Here is a 15,315-nt window from a genome sequence, read left to right as displayed (position 1 = left end):
CTACTGGAAGGCCTTCACCTTCTCCAGAACGGAAATGCCCACATGCTCGCCGGTGACGACGATCTCGCCGCGGGCGATGACCTGATTGTTGGCCAGGATCCAGGCCGGGTCGTCGACGCCGGAATCGAGTTCGATCACCGCGCCGCGGCCCATCTTGAGAAGCTGATGGATCGGCATCTGGGCCCGGCCCAGGACGACGGAGATTTCGACATCGACGTCGGCTATGGCCAGTTCGAAATTGTCGGCGATGCTCTCGGGCTGGGCTTTGTTTTCGTCATCGTTCATGCGCACCATCTAGGCAGAAACCGGTTAGCGGAAGGTAAAGGCGGCGGCGCATGACGGTGGAATGGCGAGAATCGGCGGCGCCGGTCGACTATCCGGCGGCGGTCGGCTGGATGGAGCGCCGCGCGGCGGCGATCCGCGACGACGGCGCGGACGAGTGCGTCTGGCTGCTGGAGCATCCGCCGCTCTACACCGCGGGCACTTCGGCCGACGCGGCCGATCTGCTGACGCCCGACCGCTTTCCCGTGCACCGGACGGGGCGGGGGGGCGAGTACACCTATCACGGTCCCGGGCAGCGCGTCGGCTACGTCATGCTGGACCTGCGCCGCCGCGGACCCGACGTCCGGCGCTTCGTCAACGACCTGGAACGCTGGGTGATCGGGACGCTCGCCGAATTCGGCATCGCCGGCGAACGGCGCCAGGGCCGCGTTGGCGTATGGGTCGAGACCGCCGAGGGCGAGAAAAAGATCGCCGCGCTCGGCATCCGGCTCCGGCGCTGGGTCAGCTTCCACGGCATCGCCATCAACCTGAACCCCGACCTGGAGCATTTCGGCGGCATCGTGCCCTGTGGCATCAGCGACTATGGCGTGACGTCGTTCGCGGAACTGGGGGTCGCGGCGTCGATGGCCGATCTCGACGCCGCGCTGAAGCGGCAATTCGATGAAATCTTCGGACGTTAGAGCAGACCGTTCGAGCGAAAGCTGAAGGGTTCGTCGCGACCGATCACCAGGTGATCGTGAAGGACCAGCCCAACTGCCTTGGCCGCGTCGCGGACCTGCTTCGTCATGTCGATGTCCGCGCGGGACGGCGTCGGGTCGCCGGAGGGGTGGTTGTGCACCATGATCAGCGCGGAGGCTTCGAGGTTGAGCGCGCGCTTGACGATCTCCCGGGGATAGACCGGCGTGTGATCGACGGTGCCCTTCTGCTGCACCTCGTCGGCAATCAATACGTTCTTGCGGTCGAGGAACAGGACATGGAACTCCTCGGTCGCCTTGTAGCGCTTGGTGGCGTTGCAGTAGTCGAGCAGGGCCTGCCAGGAGGACAGCACGACATCCCGGTGCATCACCCGGGCGCGGGCGAGGCGGACGGCCGATGCCTCGACGATGCGGATGGCGGCCACCGCGGCGTCGCCGATGCCGGGTACCTCGCGGAGTTGCTCGGGACCGGCCGTGATGACATGGGCGTAGTCGCCGAAATGATCGATCAGGCGCTTGGCCAGCGGTTTGGTGTCGCCACGCGGGCTGGCCGCCCAGAGCAGGATTTCGAGGATCTCGTAGTCCTTGAAGCCATCGGGCCCGTTTTCGATCAGCTTCTCGCGGACCCGCTGCCGGTGACCGTGGTAGTGGGGCTTTTCCGTGCCGGCGCGTTTCGCTTCCGCCATGGCCGCGCCCCGCCGCCTCAGCCGTAGGGGGGCTTGTGCAGGCCGGCCGGCGATTCCGTGAAGATCTCGACGCCGTCTTCGGTGACGCCGATCGAGTGTTCGAACTGCGCCGACAGCGAGCGGTCGCGGGTCACGGCGGTCCAGCCGTCCTCCAGGATCTTCACCCGCCAGTCGCCGAGATTGATCATCGGCTCGACGGTGAAGAACATCCCGGGCTTCAACTCGACGCCGGAGTTCGCCTGGCCGTAATGCAGGACGTTGGGCGCGTCGTGGAAGACGCGGCCCAGGCCGTGACCGCAGAAGTCGCGCACGACCGAGCAGCGCTCGGCCTCCGCGTATTCCTGGATCGCCGCGCCGATGTCGCCCAGCCGGGCGCCGGGCTTGACGGCCCGGATGCCGCGCATCATGGCCTCGTAGGTGACGTCGATCAGCCGCTCCGACTTCTTCTTCGGTTTGCCGACGTGGAACATGCGGCTGGTGTCGCCGTGCCAGCCGTCGAGGATGACGGTGACGTCGATGTTCATGATGTCGCCGTCCTTCAGCGCCCGCGGGCCCGGGATGCCGTGACAGACGACATGGTTGATGGACGTGCAGATCGACTTCGGAAAGCCCCGGTAGTTGAGCGGCGCCGGCACCGCGCCCCGGGCGGTGATGAACTCGTGGCAGAGGCCGTCGAGCTCTTCCGTGGTCACGCCCGGTTTCACGTGCCCGACGATCATGTCGAGCGTCTCGGCGGCCAGCCGCCCCGCGGCGCGCATGCCATCGAAGGCGGCCGCGTCGTGCAGCTTGATCTGGCCGGTGTTGCGGACCGGTGCGTTGTCCGCCGAGATGTAGTTCATATGGCGCTCAGTCGATGAGGACGGGAATGGCGTCGCCCGGATATATGCCCAGCGCGGAAACGTGGCAAGTCCGGCAGACCGCTTCCACCCCTGCGTCCATCGCGGCGGCAAGGCCTGCGGCGTAGGCGGAATCGATATCGGCGGCGGGGCGGAAGGCCTGTCCGTCGCCCCTGGGGCTGAGGAACAGCATCACCGCCCGATGGCCGCGCGCCGCCATTTCGGTCAATTCCTTCAGGTGCTTGGCGCCTCTTCTTGTCACCGAATCCGGGAACTCGACCAGGCCTGGCTGGCGGGAGAGGGTCACGCCCTTCACCTCGACATAGCAATCCGGACGCCCCTCGGCCTGCAGCAACAGGTCGATGCGGGAGTTCTCGCCATAGCGGACCTCCCGGCGGCGGACCGGATAGCCGGCGAGTTCGGGGATCGTCCCGCCCGCCAGCGCCGCTTCCGCGATGGCGTTCGGCCGCTGGGTATTGACGCAGACCACGGCGCCGCCGGCCTCGATCAGTTCCAGCGTCCACTTCAGCTTGCGCGCCGGGTTGTCGACCGGCGTGAGCCAGACGGTCTGCGCCCCGCCATCGATCAGGCTCAGCATGGAACCGGGATTGGGGCAGTGGGCCGTTACTTCACGCCCGTCCTCCAGGCGCACGTCGGCCAGGAATCGCTTGTAGCGCCTGAGCAATGTGGCGCGGATCAGCGGCGGGTCGAAACGGATCAGGGGCGCGGCGGCTTCATCCAAAATTAAGCGTCTCCTGCGAGTCTGTTCTGTCTCGGGGTCTGAATACCGTTCATCCATGAATATTGCGATCCAGGAAGACGCTGCGGACAGCCACCGGGCCGAAGTGCTGGCCGATGTCCGCCGCGCCATCGAGTCTGCCGAAACCGCTCACGGCGATCCCCAGGGGCGGGACAGGGCGCTGCGCGATCTGCACACGGTCAAGGGCGCGGTCGGGTTTCTCGGTCTTTCCGAACTTGCCGGCGCCCTGCACGAACTCGAAGGGGTCATGGGCCGCGGCGGCGATGGCAGCGACGTGGCGCAGCGCGTGTCGGAGGCGCGGCGTCTGCTGGATTCGGAAATCGGCACGGGCGCGCCCGCGTCCGCCGGGTTGGCCGGGGAGGGCGCGTTCACCCAGTGTCTGTGGTGGGCGGAACGGATGATCGGGCAGATCTCCGCCTCCCTGGGCAAGGAAGCCGAACTCAACATCACCGGCGGCGATCTTCGGATTGACGATCAGAGCCGCGCGGCGCTCACCCGGGCGCTGCAGCATCTGGTCCGCAACGCCATCGTTCACGGTATCGAGACGCCGGACCGGCGGTCTGCGCTGGGCAAGCCGCAGCGCGGGACCATCGCGATCGCCGCGCACCGTGCCGGCGGCCTGCTCACCGTCGAGGTCTCCGACGATGGCGCGGGATTGCCGGACGAACTGTCCGCGCGTGTCTTCCAGCCGGGCGTCAGCGGCGCCGCGGACGTCAGCCTCTACGCCGGCCGGGGTATCGGCCTCGACGTGGCGCTGTCGGAGGTGGACTCACTCGGCGGGCGCGTCGAAGTGCGTTCGACGCCGGGTCTTGGCGCGTGCTTCGCGATCATCGTGCAGGAATCGGCCGGACCCTGACCGGCGTCTGGCCGGAATCCCGCGCCGGAATTACGATTTGTAACCGTTGCGCGGAAACGGCCTGCCTTCACTTGTCATCCGGATACCCCTCGCGCACGTAGATGGGGCCAGTGCGGTTCCGGAGAAAGCGCAGCCCATGACGCGACGCATTTCTACCCTGTTGTCGACCGTCGCCGTGGCGGCGCTGATCGGCGGATGCAGTCTGCTGACCTCGGTCCCCGAACCGGTCGACGTCGGAAACCGGATCGCCGCGCTGGAAACGGCGGGTCTGGATGTCGCGGCGCCGGTCGAGATTCGCTGGAACGAGCACATGGTGCCGTGGATCACCGCAGAGTCCGACGCCGACGGCGCCTATGCGCTGGGCTATGTCCACGCGCATCTGCGGCTCGGCCAGATGGAGATCCTGCGGCGCGCCGCCAGCGGGCGCCTGGCCGAGGTCGCGGGTCCGTTGGCGGCGGACCTGGACCAGACCCTGCGCACCATCGGCTACCGCCGCGCGGCCGAGGCCAACTACCCCGCATTGCCCGTGGAAACGAAGCTGTGGCTCGACCGCTTCGCCGAGGGCGTCAACGCTTACGTCGCCAGGCTGGACGAACTGCCGCACGAATACCGGCTGTTCGCCTTCGAACCGAAGCCATGGTCGGCGATCGACGTGCTGGCCTTCGGCCGCCTCGCCGGCTCCGACGTCAACTGGCTGGTTTCGATCGGCCTGCTCGGCCTGACGGACCGCGAGGACTGGCCGGAGATCTGGGACGAGGTGATGCGTTTCAACGGCGGATCGCTTCCCAGCATTGCGGATCTGGAAGAGGACCGCGACGGCGGGCGGCTGCTTGCCGCGCTGCTGTTCGCGCTGGGCGGCGACGCGCGGGCCGGCTCCAACGCCTGGGCGGTCTCGGGTGCGCGCACGGCCAGTGGCGCGCCGATGCTCGCCACCGACCCCCATCTCGGCATCACCGTGCCGAACATCTGGCTGCTGGCCGGACTGAAGACGCCCAGTTTAGAGGTGGTGGGCATGATGCCGGCCGGCATGCCGGTCTTCGGTCTGGGCCGGAACCGGCATCTCGCCTGGGGCGCGACCAACCTTCGCGCGCGATCGTCCGACCTGATCGACGTCAGCGCCCTGCCCGACAGCGCCTTCACGACGGTTCGGGAGGAGGTGCCGATCCGCTTCGGCTTCGATCGCGATATCGAGATTCGCGTTTCGCCCTATGGCCCTGTGATCACCGACGCGCCCATGGTCGATGACCCGCGAGGGCGGCAGCTTGCCCTGCGCTGGGTGGGGCAGGGCGGCAGCGACGAACTCAGCGCCTATATGGACGCCGCGCGCGCCAACGATGTGGGCGAATTCCGCGCGGCCATGGAAGGCTTCGCCATTCCGGGCCTGGCCTTCGTGCTGGCCGCGGCCGACGGCGACATCGCCATCGGCACGGCGGCCCGTCTGCCCGCCCGCCCGCACGGCGCCCCCGACGACTTGGTGGTGCAGCCGCCGGCGTCCGGCGAGGCCGATCCGTGGAACACCTTGCTGACCGCATCTTCGCTGCCCTGGATCGTCAATCCAGAGAAGGGCTTCGTGGCTTCGGCCAACAACCCGACCGCAGAGGCGGTCACGCCGCTGACCATCTTCGACACGCCGCCGGACCGGATCTCGGTGATCGAATCCCATCTCCGGCCGACCAGGAACGTGGACCGCGAATTCATGGCGAAGCTTCAGCGGAACACCCACTCGCCCTCGGCCGTCGTGCTCCGCGACACCATCGTGGAGGCGGCGGAAAAGGCAGGCCTCGGCAGCCGGGTTCCGGACGAACTCGCGCAGTGGAATGGCGACTACGAGGCGGATTCCCGAGGCGCCCTGTTGCTGGAAGGCATGATTGCGGGCATTGCCACCCCCGTCTACGAAGCCCTTGGCGAGGTCGACGTTCTGGAGGTCGTCAGCCGCTGGGCCTGGTTCCGCATGAAGCTTGCGCGCGACCTGCTGCGCCTCACGCCGGAACAGGCGCGCGCGGCGCTGGAGAAGGGCTTCGAGGAAATGGAAGCCGCCGGCGAGGAATTCGCCGTCTGGGGCGACATGCACCGTCTGCAGCTTCGCCACCCGCTGGCCAACGCGCCGCTGATCGGCGGCCGCTACGTCTTCGGCGACGTGCCCGCCGGCGGCTCCAACGAGACGGTGATGAAGTCCGCCCACAGTCCGGCCAGTGAGCGGCACTGGGCGTTCTACGGCTCCCAGGCCCGGCAGATCTCCGACATGGCCGACCCTGACGAGAACCATTTCGTCCTGCTCGGCGGGCAGGACGGCTGGTTGAACGCCGAAGGATTCAGCGACCAGCTGCCGCTCTGGCAGAGGGGCGACTACATCCGGCTGCCGCTGACGCGCAAGGCGGTGGAGGCGGCGTTCCCGACGGTCACGGTGCTGCGGCCGAGGAAGTAGGAAGCGGACTCAGTCCTGCGTCTTCTTGGCTGCGTTCCAGTGGGCGTCCATCTCTTCCAGCGTGGCTTCCTCGATGGAGCGCCCCTCCGCGGCGACCGCCGCCTCGACCCTGTGAAAGCGGCTGACGAAGCGCGAATTCGTATTGCGCAGAGCGGCTTCGGCGTCGATTCCAAGGTATCGGGCGAGGTTGACGACGGCGAACAGCAGATCGCCGATCTCGGCCTCCTGACGATCCCGGTCGCCGCTTTCGATCTCGGCCCGGACTTCGGCCCACTCCTCGTCGATCTTGCCCATGACCGGTGCGATATCGGGGAAATCGAAACCCACCCGCGCGGCGCGTTTCTGGATCTTCTCCGCCCGCATCAGCGCCGGCAGTCCCATGGCGACGCCATCCAGCGCGGAGGGGCGTCGGCCCTCCCGGGCGGCCCGGCGCCCGCGCTCGGCGGCCTTCTGCGCCTCCCAGTTACGGGTCTGGGCGCCGGCGCTGTCGATCCCGGCGCCCTCGCCGAAGACATGCGGGTGACGCTCGATCATTTTCTCCGATATGTGGTCGGCCACATCCTCGAAGTCGAAGGCGTCAAGCTCCTCGGCCATGCGGGCGTGGAACACGACCTGGAACAGCAGGTCGCCCAGTTCCCCCTTCAGATCCTCCATGCTGCGCCGCTCGATGGCGTCGGCGACCTCGTAGGCCTCCTCGATGGTGTAGGGCGCGATGCTCTCGAAATCCTGTTCGACGTCCCAGGGGCAGCCGCGTTCGGGATCGCGCAGCCGCGCCATGACACGCAGCAGCCGCTCCATCGGGTCCACGCCGCCCTGACGGCCTTCGGGCTCCCGGTCCTTCATCGCTCCCTCCTTTCCGCGGCTCAGCCGAGCGCCCGGTCAAGTTCGGCGATCAGGTCGTCGATGTCCTCGACCCCCACCGAAAGGCGGATCAGCGTATCGGAAATGCCGAGCTTGGCGCGCACGTCGGCCGGCACGGAGGCATGGGTCATGATCGCCGGATGCTCGATCAGGCTCTCGACCCCGCCCAGGCTCTCGGCCAGGGCGAAGATCTCGCAGCGTTCCAGGAAACGGCGGGCGTCCGCCAGTCCGCCCTTGATGAAGGCCGTCACCATGCCGCCGAAGCCGTCCATCTGGCGCGCGGCAAGCTCATGCTGGGGATGGCTCGGCAGGCCCGGATAGATCACCCTCTCGATGCCGGGGTGAGCTTCCAGGTGCTCGGCGATCGCCAGGGCGGAGTTGCAGTGCTGGCGCATGCGCAGCGCCAGCGTCTTGACGCCGCGCAGCGCCAGGAAGGAATCGAACGGTCCCAGGATGCCGCCCACCGCGTTCTGCAGGTAGTAGAGCCGTTCCTTCAGGTCCGGGTTCTCGCCGATCACGACGACGCCGCCGACGACGTCGGAATGGCCGTTGATGTACTTGGTGATCGAATGAACGACGATGTCCGCGCCGAACTCCAGCGGCTGCTGGCAGTAGGGCGTGGCGAAGGTGTTGTCGCAGACCATCAGGATGCCGCGGGACCGGGCGATGTCGGCAATCGCCTTGAGGTCCACCAGCTTCAGCAGCGGATTGGTCGGACTCTCGACCCAGACCATCTTCGTCTCCGGCCGGATGGCGGCTTCGAAGGCGGCCGGATCGGAGAGATCGGCGAAGCTGAAGTCGAGCCCGGCGGAGCGCTTGCGGACGTTCTCGAACAGCCGGTAGCTGCCGCCATAGAGATCGTCCATGGCGACGACGTGATCACCGCTGTCGAGCAGCTCCAGTACGGTGCCCATCGCCGCCATGCCGGACGCGAAGGCAAGGCCGTGGGCGCCGTTCTCGAGATCGGCGACACAGGCTTCGAACGCCATCCGTGTCGGGTTCTGGGAACGGCTGTACTCGAAACCCTTGTGGACGCCGGGACTTTCCTGGACGTAGGTCGAGGTGGCGTAGATCGGCGTCATCACGGCGCCCGTCGTCGGATCCGGGCGTTGACCGGCGTGGATCGCGCGCGTCGCGAAGCCCTGGCGGTTCTTCAGTTCGGGCATCCCATGCTCCCCTTGTTTTCTGTGCCGGAAGGTTGGGGAGGGGGCGGGCGCTGTCCAGCGAAAACTTGCCGCGCGCCACCGCCGCGGCACTCCAAAGGAAAAGGCCGCGGCTTGCGCCGCGGCCTTACCCGTTTCGACGATCCCCGTGGGGATCAGTTCGAATAGTACATCGCGAACTCGACCGGATGCGGCGTGTGCTCGAAGCGGAAGATCTCCTCCCACTTCAGGTCCATGTAGCCGTTGATCTGGTCGTCGGTGAAGACGTCGCCCTTCTTCAGGAACTCGCGGTCGGCGTCGAGGGAGGTGAGAGCCTCGCGCAGCGAGCCGCACACCGTCGGCACGCCTTCCAGCTCCTCCGGCGGCAGGTCGTAGAGGTTCTTGTCCATCGGATCGCCCGGATGGATCTTGTTCTCGATGCCGTCCAGGCCGGCCATCAGCATGGCCGAGAACGCGAGATAGGGATTCGCCATCGGGTCGGGGAACCGGATCTCCACGCGCTTCGCCTTGGGGCTGGAGCCGAAGGGGATGCGGCACGACGCCGAACGGTTGCGGGCGGAGTAGGCCAGCAGGACCGGCGCCTCGAAGCCCGGAATCAGCCGCTTGTAGGAGTTCGTCGACGGGTTGGTGAAGGCGTTGATGGCCTTCGCGTGCTTGATGATGCCGCCGATGTAGTAGAGCGCCGTGTCGGAGAGATCCGCATAGCCGGAGCCGGCGAAGGTCGGCTCGCCGCCCTTCCAGATCGACTGGTGGACGTGCATGCCCGAGCCGTTGTCGCCCATGATCGGCTTTGGCATGAAGGTCGCGGTCTTGCCCCACTGATGGGCGACCTGCTGCACGACGTACTTGTAGATCTGGATGTTGTCGGCGGCCTTGGTCATCTCGGCGAAGGTCATGCCGAGCTCGTGCTGCGACGGCGCCACCTCGTGGTGGTGCTTGTCGGTATTCAGGCCCATCTCGCGCATGACGGCGAGCATCTCGGAGCGGATATCCTGGCCCGCGTCGACCGGCGGCACGGGGAAGTAGCCGCCCTTGACCCCCGGGCGGTGACCCATGTTGCCGGCCTCGAACTCGGTGCCGGAATTGTAGGGGCCTTCCTGGTCATCGATACGGAAGAAGGTGTGGTTCATCTTCACGTCGAAGCGGACGTCGTCGAACAGGAAGAACTCGGCCTCGGGACCGAAATAGGCCGCATCGCCGACGCCGGCGTACTTCATGTACTCGGAGGCGCGCTTGGCGGTGGTGCGCGGGTCGCGGCTGTAGCCTTCGCCCGTCGACGGCTCGTTGATGTCGCAGAACAGGATCAGCGTCGGCTGCGCCATGAACGGGTCCATCACGGCCGAGGTCGGATCCGGCAGCAGCGCCATGTCGGATTCGTTGATCGCCTTCCAGCCAGCAATCGAGGAGCCGTCGAACATCACGCCTTCCTCGAAGAAATCCTCGGGGAACACGTCGGCGTCCATCGTCAGATGCTGCCACTTGCCCCGCGGGTCGGTGAACCGGAGATCCACGTACTTGACCTCGTCGGAGTTGATCCGGCTCATGACCTTGTTGATGTCGTCAGACATGTTTGATTCCCTGTCCTTTCACAGATTGCACAGAGCGCTGCGGCGGGCCGCGGCGCCCGGAATTGATCACGGTCCTCAGACCGCGTCCGAGCCCTTCTCGCCGGTCCGGATGCGGATGACCTCGTCCACGGTGGAAACGAAGATCTTTCCGTCGCCGATCCGCCCGGTGCGGGCGGCCTGCTGGATGGCTTCCAGCGCGCGCTCGACCATGTCGTCGTCCAGCACCACCTCGACCTTCACCTTCGGCAGAAAGTCGACGACATATTCGGCGCCGCGATAGAGTTCGGTGTGGCCCTTCTGGCGCCCGAAGCCCTTGGCCTCGGTCACGGTGATGCCCTGAAGACCGACCTCGTGAAGGGCTTCCTTCACCTCGTCGAGCTTGAACGGTTTGATGACAGCTTCGATTTTCTTCATCGCCGCGTACTGACACCCTCCTGTCGTCAGATTTCCCCACGCTGATGCCACGGCACAGCCTAAGCCGGATTAGCACACCGCGTGCCACCCGAATGGTAGAAATTACCCCAATATTTTCAACAAGTTAGCAAACTGACTGATTTTTTGTCAAATGAAATGCCGGAATTTTGGGCAATCTGGTGAATTTATGGGCTTCCTTGCCGGGGTCTGCATCCGGCACCTTCCATTCCGATCCGCCGGCCGGAGAATAGCCCCGATGAAGGACCCTTGGCGATACATCTTCCGGGCGAGCACGGCGAATCCGGCCGCCGGGGCCGGGGCGTCGCGGCTGGCGGCAATGAATGCGGCGGCGAGAACGGTCGCCGCCATCGAGGCGCGTCACCGCGGCCGGCCCGGTGGCGTCGCCGGATTGCTGTTGGGCGACGACGGACCCACACCGGCGGACTGGCGTCGACTGCCCGAGGGCGATGCCCACGATCCCGAGAGCCACGCGCAGTATTATTTCCACCGTCACGACGGTGCGCCGGGCGACCTCGGCCACTTCCATACCTTCCTGCGCGCGCCCGGCATGCCGGCGAGCGTCCGGCCGCTGGTTCCGGACGAGGCCACGTCCTGGCCCGGAGGGCGGGGATCGGTCTCGCACCTCGTCGCGCTTGCGGTCGACCGGCGCGGCAGGCCCAGCCATCTGTTCACCACCAACCGCTGGGTGACCGGGGAAGCGCTTTGCGCCGGCGACGACGTGATTGCCATGCTGGACCGCTTCCGGCCCGCCGGCGCGGGGCCGCCCGCCGACGTCGACCGCTGGCTGCGGGCGTTGGTCGTGCTGTTCCGGCCGCAGATCGAGCATCTGATACGCCGCCGCGACGCCGTGCTGCTGGCGGCTGTGGCGCGGCAGGGTCCTCGGGCGCTGGAAGCCCGGGAGCTGGAGATCGCCTCCGCCATGCCGATCGATGTCGAGGAACAGGCGCGGGCGCTGGCGGCGATAGCGGCGAAGCCGCAGGACCCGGCCGGCGGGGACGCCTGACCGACTTGCCGTCCGGTCCCGTCAGTCCGTCGGGCCGGCCGCCGTCATCGCCAGGTCCGCGAGAGCCAGCGAGGCCGTGATTCCCGGGCTCTCGATGCCCAGCATGTTGACCAGGCCCGGGACACCGTGTTCCCGGGGGCCTTCCACCACGAAGTCCGCGGCCGGTTCGCCGGGGCCGGAGAGCTTCGGGCGCACGCCGCTATAGCCGGGCTGCAGCGCATCCTCGGGCAGGCCCGGCCAGTAGCGCCGGATGGCGTCGTGAAAGCGCTCGGCGCGGGCCGGATCGACCCGGTAGTCGATGGCGGCCGGATCGTCTTCGGTCAGCCACTCGACGTCGGGTCCGAAGCGCGCCTCGCCGGCCATGTCGATGGTCAGGTGGACCCCCAGGCCACCCGGTTCCGGGACGGGATAGATCAGGCGCGAGAACGGGCAGCGGCCCGCCAGGGTGTAGTAGTTACCCTTGGCGTAGAAGCGGCGGCGGCGGCGGCCGTCGGCCAGGTCGGCGACGACCGGCGCTGCCAGGCCCGCGGCGTTGACCAGCGTCCGGCAGGCCAGCCGCATGGGCTGCGCGCCGCCGGTTTCGATGACCGGGCCGGCCTCGCCCGCCTCGACGGCGAGAAGGGGCGTCAGAAAGGCGATCATCGCCCCGGCGGCCTCGGCGTCGCCTTGCAGGGCCAGCATGTAGGCGTGGCTGTCGATGATACCCGTGGAAGGGGAGAGTAGGGCCGCGACACCGTCCACCGCCGGCTCCAGCGCCAGCATTTCCTCGCGGTCGAGCAGCCGCAGGTCGCCGACGCCGTTGGCCGCGCCCCTGGCGCGGAGCGCGCGCAGTTCGTCGAGTTGGTCGGAACCGCTTGCCACGATCAGTTTGCCGCAGCGCCGGTGAGGGACGCCGTGCCCGGCGCAATAGTCGTACAGCGCATGCTTGCCGGCGACGCAGGCGCGCGCCTTCAGACTGTCCTTCGGATAGTAGATGCCGGCGTGGATCACTTCGGAATTGCGCGAGCTGGTGCCCTCGCCGACATGGCCCTCGCGCTCGATGACGATGACCTCCCGTCCCGCCAGCGCGAAGGCGCGCGCCGCCGCCAGGCCGATCACGCCCGCCCCGACCACCACCACGTCCGCCTTTTCAGTCATGGGCCCGCAGGTTGGTCCTCCGGCTCCGATTCGTCATCGAAGATCATCGCCGGTTCGGCATCGTCGTCGGACTGTTCCGGTGTCTCGTCGCTGTCCCAGCCGGTCGGCATCTGGCTGGCGTACTGGGTGCCCCGCATCGGCATGGCGACGAAATCGGCCTGCTCGTCCGGCGTCGGCGCGGCCCGGCGGGAGATACGGAAGAAGGTCAGCATGCCGATGGCGGCGTGGACGACCGCGATGGTGACGAAGAACCCCACCGGTCCGAGCGCGCCCATGAAGGCGGCGGCGATATTGGGTCCGAGAATGGCGCCCGCGCCGTTGAGAAAGACGAGCCCGCTCGAGGCGGAGATCATCTTCGCCGTCGGCACGCGGTCGTTCACATGCGCGGTGAACAGCGAATAGTGCGGCATGGACAGCCCGCCGATCAGCACGGCGAGAGCGAGAATCGGCCAGACCAGACGCTCTTCTGTCACCGGGCCCATCGGATCCAGCGGCGCCGGCGTCGGCACGAACAGCGCCGAGGCCGCGGCGACGGACGCCGCCAGGGTCGCGGCCATGATGACGATCCGCCTGTCGAAGATGTCGGAAAAGCGCCCGATCGGAAACTGCAGCAGCATGCCGCCCAGGAAGATGGCGGCGACGAAGGTCGATATCTCGCCGACGGTCAGGCCGGCGCGCTGAGCGTAGATGGCGCCGAAGCCGAACAGGGCGCCGTTGGCGATGCCCGACATGAAGATGCCGATGGTGCCGAGCGGCGAGGCCTGGAAGAGTTCGCGGAAGCTCATCGCCTCCGGCGCCGAGATGTCGGGGGCGCGGGTGGCCGAGAGACAGAGCGGCAGCACCGCCAGCGAGACCAGCACGGCGATCAGCATGAACAGGTTGGCGCCGCTCGGGTCGGACAGGCCCAGCAGGAACTGCCCGCCCGACATCGCGCCCATCTGCACCACCATGTAGATGGCCAGCAGCCGCCCGCGGTTCTGGTTGTCGCTCATGTCGTTGAGCCAGCTCTCGCAGACGATGTAGAGGCCGGCATAGCAGAAGCCGGTGACCACCCGCATCGCCCCCCAGACCCAGGGGTCGATGAAGATCGAGTGCACCAGGATCGCCGCGGACGCCAGCGAGGCGAGGGCGGCGAAGACGCGGATATGGCCGACGCGCTTGACCACCCGGGGCGCGTAGAGGGAGCCGGCGAGAAAGCCCATGAAATAGCCCGACATCACGATGCCGAGGACGGCAGTGTCGAAGCCTTCCAGCGAACCGCGCAGGCCCAGCAGCGAGCCCTGCAGACCGTTGCCGGCCATCATCAGGCCGATGCCGATGAACAGGGCGGAGAGGGAGAGGAGAGCGCCCAGCATGTTGACCTTCTTCTTTTCCGTCGGCGATCGGGGCGGCGGCCGTTGGCTTGTGCGCCAGAACATAGGCCCCCGCGCGCCCGAATGCGACCATCGGCTGTCCGGAAACGGCCCGGCGGGCGGCGTCAGGCGAGGACGGCGTAGGCGTCGGCGATGCCGGGCAGGGCCCGCTCGACGGCCTCGCGGCCCTCGCGGATGGCCTCTTCGGCGCGGTCGAACTCCAGCAGCCCGATGTGGCTCAGCCGCGGCTCGACCGTGACGTCGGCGGGGTCGCCGGCCATGCGCGAGCGGTTGAGGCGGTCCTGGACGATCTGGATCGAGCTCATCATCACCGAGAAGACACTGGGCCGGCCTTCCTCGCGGCCGAAGATCTGGCGCATCATCAGCGTCTGCGGACTCAGCGCCTTGACCGGGTTCTCGCGGATGCGCGCCAGCAGGTCGTCGAAATGCAGGTCCTCGTCGATCAGATCGGCGGCGAGGTTGTTCTTGCCGAAGACGTCGCCGTTGAGATTGACGGCGATGACCAGGCGGGCGCCCAGGGCGCGGCAGACGCTGACCGGAACCGGATTGACCATGGCGCCGTCGACCAGCCAGCGATCCTTGACCTTCACCGGCGGAAAGATGCCGGGCAGGGCGTAGGAGGCGGTGATCGCGGGCACCAGCGGGCCGTCGCGCAGCCAGATCTCGTGCCCGGTGGCGAGTTCGGTGGTGACGGCGGCGAACTTCACCGCCATCTCCTCGATGCGCACCTCGCCGCAGTCCTGCTCCAGGCGGCGGACCAGCTTGCGTCCGCCCATCAGCCCGCCGCCGCCGAAGGCAAGGTCCATGTAGCGGAACATGCGCCCGCGCGTCAGCTCGCCGGCCCAGTGCTCCATCGCGTCCAGCTTGCCGGCGGCGTAGGTGCCGCCGACCAGCGCGCCGATCGAGGTGCCACAGATGATGTCGGGGGCGATGCCAGCCTGTTCGAGACGGCGCAGCACGCCGATATGCGCCCATCCGCGGGCGATGCCGGCGCCCAGGGCCAGGCCGATGACGGGTTTCTTCACCTTGTCCGCGCGCCTCCCCGGTCCCTTTTCCCAGCGTCCGATTGTGTTCGCAGATTTTCGCCGCCGGCAAGCGAATTGGGGACTTGACGGCGGCGGGCGATAAGTCCATTTACCCCCGGCGTCGGGCGACACGGAGGTTCTCTCCGAATTCGCTTGCGAGGCGGGTCCACTCCGCCTAAATTGGAAGTTCTCGACACATGCCGAACCGAT

The 15,315-nt window shown here is 67.6% G+C and carries 15 protein-coding genes; 4 read left to right on the top strand and 11 right to left on the bottom strand.

Annotation, left to right across the window (positions count from 1 at the left end; all coding sequences use genetic code 11):
• Nucleotides 1-294, bottom strand: coding sequence for a hypothetical protein (locus TEF_12315; protein ID ANK81491.1), 294 nt, complete (start codon nt 292-294; stop codon nt 1-3).
• Nucleotides 295-341: 47 nt separating this feature from the next.
• Between TEF_12315 and TEF_12310 the strand changes: the two genes are divergently transcribed.
• Nucleotides 342-962 (top strand): lipoate-protein ligase B, encoded by a 621-nt coding sequence (locus TEF_12310; GenBank protein ID ANK83450.1) that lies wholly within the window; start codon nt 342-344, stop codon nt 960-962.
• On the opposite strand, the gene TEF_12305 is transcribed toward TEF_12310, so the two are convergent.
• The 3 genes from TEF_12305 to TEF_12295 are packed head-to-tail and all read right to left on the bottom strand — an operon-like array spanning nt 959 to nt 3,217.
• Nucleotides 959-1,663, bottom strand: a complete 705-nt coding sequence (locus TEF_12305; GenBank protein ANK81490.1) for a hypothetical protein — start codon at nt 1,661-1,663, stop codon at nt 959-961. The two genes, TEF_12310 and TEF_12305, sit on opposite strands and share 4 nt — an antisense overlap.
• A gap of 17 nt (nt 1,664-1,680) precedes the next feature.
• Complete coding sequence (locus TEF_12300) at nt 1,681-2,502, bottom strand: type I methionyl aminopeptidase (protein ID ANK81489.1); 822 nt, start codon at nt 2,500-2,502, stop codon at nt 1,681-1,683.
• 7 nt (nt 2,503-2,509) lie between these two features.
• Nucleotides 2,510-3,217, bottom strand: coding sequence for a sugar fermentation stimulation protein SfsA (locus TEF_12295; protein ID ANK83449.1), 708 nt, complete (start codon nt 3,215-3,217; stop codon nt 2,510-2,512).
• A gap of 79 nt (nt 3,218-3,296) precedes the next feature.
• On the opposite strand from TEF_12295, the gene TEF_12290 reads away from it, so the two are divergent.
• Both TEF_12290 and TEF_12285 read left to right on the top strand, forming a co-directional pair.
• Nucleotides 3,297-4,115: a hypothetical protein gene (locus tag TEF_12290; protein ANK81488.1), complete on the top strand. Its 819-nt coding sequence runs from the start codon at nt 3,297-3,299 to the stop codon at nt 4,113-4,115.
• A 160-nt stretch (nt 4,116-4,275) separates the two neighbouring features.
• Complete coding sequence (locus TEF_12285) at nt 4,276-6,540, top strand: hypothetical protein (GenBank protein ANK81487.1); 2,265 nt, start codon at nt 4,276-4,278, stop codon at nt 6,538-6,540.
• 9 nt (nt 6,541-6,549) lie between these two features.
• On the opposite strand, the gene TEF_12280 is transcribed toward TEF_12285, so the two are convergent.
• From TEF_12280 to TEF_12265, 4 genes are all read right to left on the bottom strand, one after another.
• Nucleotides 6,550-7,383: a nucleoside triphosphate pyrophosphohydrolase gene (locus TEF_12280; GenBank protein ID ANK81486.1), complete on the bottom strand. Its 834-nt coding sequence runs from the start codon at nt 7,381-7,383 to the stop codon at nt 6,550-6,552.
• 20 nt (nt 7,384-7,403) lie between these two features.
• Nucleotides 7,404-8,567, bottom strand: a complete 1,164-nt coding sequence (locus TEF_12275; GenBank protein ID ANK81485.1) for a cystathionine beta-lyase — start codon at nt 8,565-8,567, stop codon at nt 7,404-7,406.
• 152 nt (nt 8,568-8,719) lie between these two features.
• Complete coding sequence (locus TEF_12270; GenBank protein ID ANK81484.1) at nt 8,720-10,132, bottom strand: type I glutamate--ammonia ligase; 1,413 nt, start codon at nt 10,130-10,132, stop codon at nt 8,720-8,722.
• 75 nt (nt 10,133-10,207) lie between these two features.
• Complete coding sequence (locus TEF_12265) at nt 10,208-10,546, bottom strand: transcriptional regulator (protein ID ANK81483.1); 339 nt, start codon at nt 10,544-10,546, stop codon at nt 10,208-10,210.
• A gap of 256 nt (nt 10,547-10,802) precedes the next feature.
• Here TEF_12265 and TEF_12260 point away from each other — a divergent pair, with 256 nt between their 5' ends.
• Entirely contained in the window at nt 10,803-11,570 is a 768-nt protein-coding gene (locus tag TEF_12260; GenBank protein ANK81482.1) for a hypothetical protein, read from the top strand.
• A 21-nt stretch (nt 11,571-11,591) separates the two neighbouring features.
• On the opposite strand, the gene TEF_12255 is transcribed toward TEF_12260, so the two are convergent.
• The 3 genes from TEF_12255 to TEF_12245 are packed head-to-tail and all read right to left on the bottom strand — an operon-like array spanning nt 11,592 to nt 15,147.
• Nucleotides 11,592-12,707 (bottom strand): FAD-dependent oxidoreductase, encoded by a 1,116-nt coding sequence (locus tag TEF_12255; GenBank protein ANK81481.1) that lies wholly within the window; start codon nt 12,705-12,707, stop codon nt 11,592-11,594.
• Nucleotides 12,704-14,125 (bottom strand): hypothetical protein, encoded by a 1,422-nt coding sequence (locus TEF_12250; GenBank protein ANK81480.1) that lies wholly within the window; start codon nt 14,123-14,125, stop codon nt 12,704-12,706. The genes TEF_12255 and TEF_12250 overlap by 4 nt, the downstream gene beginning before the upstream one ends.
• A 59-nt stretch (nt 14,126-14,184) precedes the next feature.
• On the bottom strand, nt 14,185-15,147 hold the full coding sequence (locus TEF_12245; protein ID ANK83448.1) for a hypothetical protein: 963 nt from the start codon (nt 15,145-15,147) through the stop codon (nt 14,185-14,187).
• Nucleotides 15,148-15,315: the final 168 nt, after the last annotated feature.

The sequence above is a fragment of the Rhizobiales bacterium NRL2 genome, from assembly GCA_001664005.1.
Taxonomy (GTDB): domain Bacteria; phylum Pseudomonadota; class Alphaproteobacteria; order Minwuiales; family Minwuiaceae; genus Minwuia.
This window is presented reverse-complemented; position numbering and strand designations above follow the sequence as displayed.

What these genes read in the sequence shown, in the direction of transcription:
- TEF_12280 (ANK81486.1), bottom strand. Translation starts at nt 7,383, where the DNA reads ATGAAGGACCGGGAGCCCGAAGGCCGTCAGGGCGGCGTGGACCCGATG.
- TEF_12275 (ANK81485.1), bottom strand. Translation starts at nt 8,567, where the DNA reads ATGCCCGAACTGAAGAACCGCCAGGGCTTCGCGACGCGCGCGATCCAC.
- TEF_12260 (ANK81482.1), top strand. Translation starts at nt 10,803, where the DNA reads ATGAAGGACCCTTGGCGATACATCTTCCGGGCGAGCACGGCGAATCCG.
- TEF_12300 (ANK81489.1), bottom strand. Translation starts at nt 2,502, where the DNA reads ATGAACTACATCTCGGCGGACAACGCACCGGTCCGCAACACCGGCCAG.
- TEF_12255 (ANK81481.1), bottom strand. Translation starts at nt 12,707, where the DNA reads ATGACTGAAAAGGCGGACGTGGTGGTGGTCGGGGCGGGCGTGATCGGC.
- TEF_12270 (ANK81484.1), bottom strand. Translation starts at nt 10,132, where the DNA reads ATGTCTGACGACATCAACAAGGTCATGAGCCGGATCAACTCCGACGAG.
- TEF_12250 (ANK81480.1), bottom strand. Translation starts at nt 14,125, where the DNA reads ATGTTCTGGCGCACAAGCCAACGGCCGCCGCCCCGATCGCCGACGGAA.
- TEF_12315 (ANK81491.1), bottom strand. Translation starts at nt 294, where the DNA reads ATGGTGCGCATGAACGATGACGAAAACAAAGCCCAGCCCGAGAGCATC.
- TEF_12305 (ANK81490.1), bottom strand. Translation starts at nt 1,663, where the DNA reads ATGGCGGAAGCGAAACGCGCCGGCACGGAAAAGCCCCACTACCACGGT.
- TEF_12290 (ANK81488.1), top strand. Translation starts at nt 3,297, where the DNA reads ATGAATATTGCGATCCAGGAAGACGCTGCGGACAGCCACCGGGCCGAA.
- TEF_12265 (ANK81483.1), bottom strand. Translation starts at nt 10,546, where the DNA reads ATGAAGAAAATCGAAGCTGTCATCAAACCGTTCAAGCTCGACGAGGTG.